The organism is Gelidibacter sp. (assembly GCF_039916245.1).
Taxonomy (GTDB): domain Bacteria; phylum Bacteroidota; class Bacteroidia; order Flavobacteriales; family Flavobacteriaceae; genus Gelidibacter.
In genome coordinates this window covers 1-5,438 of record NZ_JBDSLS010000262.1, presented here as the reverse complement: position 1 = coordinate 5,438, position 5,438 = coordinate 1, and the positions used below count along the sequence as shown (strand labels likewise).

Sequence of the window (5,438 nt, the reverse complement as noted above, 5' to 3'; positions counted from 1 at the left end):
ACAAATTAAAGTTGGAATAAATGTTTATACGACAAGGTAAACAAAGAACAGCCCGCCACAACTTACAAATCGCTTCTCTATTATCTTTTGTTGCTGGATTGGTTAGTGTAACCGGATTTTTAGCCGTAGCCCAACTCACGACAAACGTAACTGGACATTTTGCTTTTATGGTTGATGAAGTTTACAGCCTAAACCCCTGGCACAGCCTTGTTTACTTTTTGTATATCCTTTTCTTTTTAGCTGGCTCATTTGTCTCTAATTTTGCCATAGAAAAGATCTCTCGTAGAGATTCCGATTACGTTTACATCATTCCTACATTTGTAGAAAGTTTAATCCTTTTATTTCTCGGAATTTTCGGAAAATACTTGCTTCCGGGAAATCCTGATTTAATTGCTTGCATTTTGCTCTTTGCCATGGGGGCACAAAACGCATTAGTCACAAGAATTTCAAATGCGGTTGTACGAACCACCCACCTCACTGGCCTTTTTACCGATTTGGGGATCGAGCTCTCACAATTATTCTTTTATACAGATAAAGACTCAAGAGAGGAATTGACCAAAATTATAAAGCTGCGACTTACCATCATTAGTTTCTTCTTTATCGGTGGAATTATAGGTGGTTTCGCTTATACCAAAATGGGGATCTACACCTTAATTATCGGTTCGGTTACTTTAATTTTGGGCATTATTTATGAAAACATCAAATTGAAGTTAAGGTTATTGCAGAAAAAGATTCGCCAATAATCGTATTGGTTCCAACAATTATCGGCTTTTACAAAAGGCAAATCTGATTTCCCCAGGTTCCGAACAAATAGCTGAAGAGTCATTAAAATAATCCTTAGGAAACTGTTGCGTTTTAAGCTTTCTTATAGAAGCAGATTTGATAATGTTCTAAAACTAAATTCATATTAACCGTGAACGGATTTTCGATAGGCTACCCCCCACTTTGCCAACTCCTCGATAAGTGGCGAAAGTGTTGCACCATGTTTGGTAATGGCATATTTCACTGTAATGGGTTTAGTGTCTTTAACTGTTCGGCTTATGAGATGGTTGCATTCTAAATCCTGAAGTTCTTTGGAAAGCATTTTGCTCCCAATGCCCTCAATCTCTCTCAACAAATCCATAAATCCCAATTTGTTGCCTTCTATAAGGGTTCCTAAAATATGGAATTTCCATTTTCCAGATAAAATGCTCATCGTATCGCTAATGGCTTGCATCCTAATTTGACAAACAGGATTATCGTTTATAACTGATTCCTTTTTCATTTATTAAAAATTCTGAATTAAATGTAAAACACCTTCAAGGTAGTTTCTTAGAGGAAACCACTTTCCAAAAGGAATTCAGTGTCAAATATACACTTATTTTCTTTATATTTGTAGCAATCAGTTAATGAGCAGGAGTTTGGAGAAAATGTTGACTGAAATTAATCCTTAAATACAAAAAATCATGAGTAACGAAACATCAAAAAACAATCCACTTATATGCGACATAGAAACCGGAATGTGTGAAACAACTGTTGAAAATACAGATGCAGCTTCTAAAAGCACAATGCAATCCGCTGAAAAATCCATAAAGCTAATTTATTTTACAGACCCTATTTGCTCATCATGCTGGGGCATAGAACCACAATTGCGCAAACTTAAATTGGAATATGGCAATGCCATCGAGATAGAATATAGAATGGGAGGTTTATTGCCAGATTGGAGTTACAACAGTGGAGGCATTGGTAAACCTTCAGACGTTGCTTCTCATTGGGATGAAGTGAGTGTGCATTATGATATGCCTATAGATGGAGATTTATGGCTGGAAGACTCTTTAGAGTCTTCTTATCCGCCATCCATCGCTTTTAAAGCCGCACAAATGCAGGATGAAGAAAAAGCCATTTTATTTATGCGGGAAATACGGGACATGGTGTTTATGAAAAAGATAAACATCGCTAAATGGGAACATTTAGCTACTGCTGCCAAAATAGTAGGACTTGACGTCGAACAGTTAAAAACTGATTTTGAAGGCAAAGCAAAAACGTTGTTCCATGAAGACTTAAAATTAGCAAAAGAAATGGGCGTAAGAGGATTTCCAACTATATTCTTTATTGACGAAACCGGGAATCAAGAAACCGTATATGGCACTAGGCCCTATGCCTTTTACGAAATGGCCATTTTAAAATTGAATCCGAATGTCAGCAAAAGTGAATATAGTAAAGATTGGAAAACACTCTTCTCCATCTATCCTTCCCTCACGGCAAAAGAGTTTTCCGAACTGTCCGGCTCACCAAGGGTCGAAAGTGAAAAACAATTAAACAAACTTTCTGAAAATGGAGAATTGGAAAAATTGACAACCAAAAATGGTTCTATGTGGACATTGAACACAAACGCTAAATTCCATTCCTCCATTAAAGGGCAATAAAAAACATGATTTTTGAGGAGTTTATTTCAGGAAGTCAGTTTCATCAATTCTTACTTTTCGCATATTGACCCTGTTTTGTTTTTTGCCTATATTTCACCAAGGATCAATCAACTATACAATTAAATCTTCACGGGAATGAGCGTCTAATTAAGTTTCAAAGGGATCATCGGTGAACTCTATTGATTTAACTTATATTTGTTTCTACTTTTATAACGATCATTCCCTACTATGAAATTTCCTAATCACATTTTTAACGCTTACTTATGCCTACTGTTTATTGCTGCTTCTACACATCAAATTTACGCCCAGGAAAGCAAACTGAAGGTAATCCCTGAAGTACAACAATTTGATTTTAGCAATGGTCTTTATGAATTACCTCCCTCTATAGAAATAAAGGTAAACACCAATAAAGACGACAGTTTAATGCTTATTGCCACGCAATTAAAAGAGGAGCTCGCAAGCATGTTTACAACTGTAGCGACCATCTCAGTTACCAATGAAACAAAATCAGTTAGAAAAAACGAAATTCTTTTAACCTACAGTCAAACTCCGCTTAAAAATAGTGAAGCCTATACCCTGGAGTTAGATTCTATCAAAGGCATAACTATTAATGGCGCTTCCAGAAACGGCGTATTTTGGGCTACGCGAACAGTGATCCAACTGATTGAAAACCATCAAAATAATATACCATCTGGATTAATAACCGACTATCCTGACTATCCAAGTCGCGGATTTATGCTCGATGTTGGTAGAAAATTTTTTACTATTGACTATTTAAGAGATTATGTGAAAATTCTAGCCTATTATAAAATGAATGAGTTTCATGTTCATTTAAATGATAACGCATTTAAAGCCTATTATGACAATGATTGGTCAAAGACTTATGCAGCCTTTCGATTGGAGAGTGATACCTATCCCGGTTTGGCTGCTGAAGATGGTCATTATACAAAAGAAGAGTTTCGGAACCTGCAACGCTTAGGAATGACCTACGGAGTCAATGTGATTCCAGAAATAGATATTCCTGCACATGCCTTGGCTTTTACACGCTATAACCCGGCCTTGAAAGCGTCTGCACCTTATGCAGATGATCATTTGGCCATACTTGATGATGAAAAACTTCCTGTCATCTATGATTTCTTTGATAAACTTTTTGATGAATATATAAAAGGTGAAAATCCTGTTTTTATCGGACCGGATGTCCATATAGGCACCGATGAATATATTAAGGAAGGCAACGGTAGGGATGTTGATAATGCGCAAGCCAAGCGTTTTCGCGAATTTACCAATCATTATCTAAATCATATTGCTCAATTAGGAAAAACGCCACGATTATGGGGCGGCTTGGAATGGTTAAAAGATACGCCATCAACTGAGGTAAAACCGGTAGGTAAGGCTGTCATGAATGCTTGGAGTAAAGATTGGGTGAACGCTGAAAAAATGTTGACGGATGGGTTTGAGATCATTTCTACACCAGACAGCTGGCTTTATATTGTACCAGCCGCAGGTTACTACAGAGATTTCCTAGACATTAATTGGCTTTATACCAACTATAGACCAGAAAAAGTAAATACTGTGTTAACCTTGCCGAATTTTCAAAAAGGACTTTTAGGCTCCACTTTTGCCGTCTGGAATGACATCTCTGGCAACGGAATTTCCCAATTAGACGTGCATTACCGTACTATCCCTGCACTAAAAGTACTCAGTACCAAAAACTGGAAGGTGGCGCCAAGTAAAACACTTGAAGACTATCTTCTGTTAGCTGAAACGTCTTCTGAAGGCCCTTCAGTAAACTTAAGCGGCCGTTACAAAGAGGTCGAATTAAATAAAATAGCCTCTAAAGTTGGCAAAACGCCCGTTCACTTTAATGGCACTAAAGTATTGGACTTAGGTGGCACCAATTTAGGATACAACTATGACGTTTCTTTTGAGATCAAACCAAAAAATAACAACCAAACAAATGCCGTCCTCTTCCAAAGCAACTACGGAAATGTGACACTAAACACAGCAGGCTCAGGTAAATTAGGGTTTTCACGTGACGGCTATACCTATACCTTTAATTTTATTCCTAAAAGTAATAGTTGGCAAACCATTCGTTTGATGGCCGATTACCAAAGTGTTACACTTTATGTTGACGGTGAGCAAAAAGAACAGTTAACGGCTTACAAAAAAACGGAAGGCATTCCAAATGGATTTAATTTTCAACAAACACTGGCCTTCCCTCTCGAAAAAATAGGTGATCAAAAAAATGGGTTTTCAGGAGCGATCAAAAACCTAAAATTAACCTACATTACGCCATAAAATCGATACGCCATCTTAAATGAACAAAGTATAGAATAAGAGGCATAAATGGTTAAAAATAAAGACCAACCTTCTTTTGCGCTCTAAAAAACTTAGTTTCGGCTCGGATTTTGGTTACAAAACATGTGCATTGAAAATCTTACATTGAGGAATGAATGGTGTTGAAAAAAATAGGATTACCAAACAGACGCCATCTAGATAAAAACTAATCAACTATTAGCAAAATGAATATTATTAAAATCACTTCAAAAATATTTTTTCTGTTATTTATGGGGGTTATCCTCACCACAACTTCTTGTTCAGATAAAAACAGCCTACATTCTAAAAACACTGTCTCTTCACCCTCTCTTAAACTCTGGTACAAACAGCCGGCTAAAGCACCTGCAATTAATGAGCCGCACCGCTTGAAGGAGGATCCAGAATGGTTAAAGGCATTGCCTTTGGGTAACGGCTCGTTGGGCGCTATGGTATTTGGCGATGTCAATCGAGAGCGGATACAACTTAGCGAGGAGAGCATGTGGTCAGGAAGCCAGGATGATAATAACAATCCTAATGCCTATCCGGCCCAAGCCACTATAAGAACGTTGCTGTTTGAAGGAAAATACAAAGAAGCCAGTTCCTTAACCCGAAAAACCCAAATCAGCAAAGGTGTCGGAACAGGTGGCAACGGTGCTAATATACCTTATGGCTCGTTTCAAACCTTAGGAGATTTGTGGTTGGATTTTGATAATGACA

Annotated in this window: 5 protein-coding genes; 4 read left to right on the top strand and 1 reads right to left on the bottom strand. The window is 37.5% G+C overall.

Features of this window, described 5'->3' with window-relative positions; all coding sequences use genetic code 11:
• The first annotated feature begins 20 nt into the window (after nt 1-20).
• Nucleotides 21-743: a YoaK family protein gene (locus tag ABIQ28_RS13610; protein ID WP_348038225.1), complete on the top strand. Its 723-nt coding sequence runs from the start codon at nt 21-23 to the stop codon at nt 741-743.
• A gap of 164 nt (nt 744-907) precedes the next feature.
• On the opposite strand, the gene ABIQ28_RS13605 is transcribed toward ABIQ28_RS13610, so the two are convergent.
• Entirely contained in the window at nt 908-1,264 is a 357-nt protein-coding gene (locus tag ABIQ28_RS13605; protein ID WP_348038223.1) for a helix-turn-helix domain-containing protein, read from the bottom strand.
• A 181-nt stretch (nt 1,265-1,445) separates the two neighbouring features.
• On the opposite strand from ABIQ28_RS13605, the gene ABIQ28_RS13600 reads away from it, so the two are divergent.
• The 3 genes from ABIQ28_RS13600 to ABIQ28_RS13590 form a co-directional block, all read left to right on the top strand.
• Complete coding sequence (locus ABIQ28_RS13600; protein ID WP_348038221.1) at nt 1,446-2,405, top strand: ClpXP adapter SpxH family protein; 960 nt, start codon at nt 1,446-1,448, stop codon at nt 2,403-2,405.
• 228 nt (nt 2,406-2,633) lie between these two features.
• Nucleotides 2,634-4,703 carry a family 20 glycosylhydrolase gene (locus ABIQ28_RS13595; protein WP_348038219.1) on the top strand — a complete coding sequence of 690 codons (2,070 nt, stop codon included), beginning with the start codon at nt 2,634-2,636 and terminating at the stop codon, nt 4,701-4,703.
• A 224-nt stretch (nt 4,704-4,927) separates the two neighbouring features.
• A partial coding sequence (locus ABIQ28_RS13590) for a glycoside hydrolase N-terminal domain-containing protein (protein WP_348038217.1) occupies nt 4,928-5,438 on the top strand: 511 nt, incomplete at its 3' end.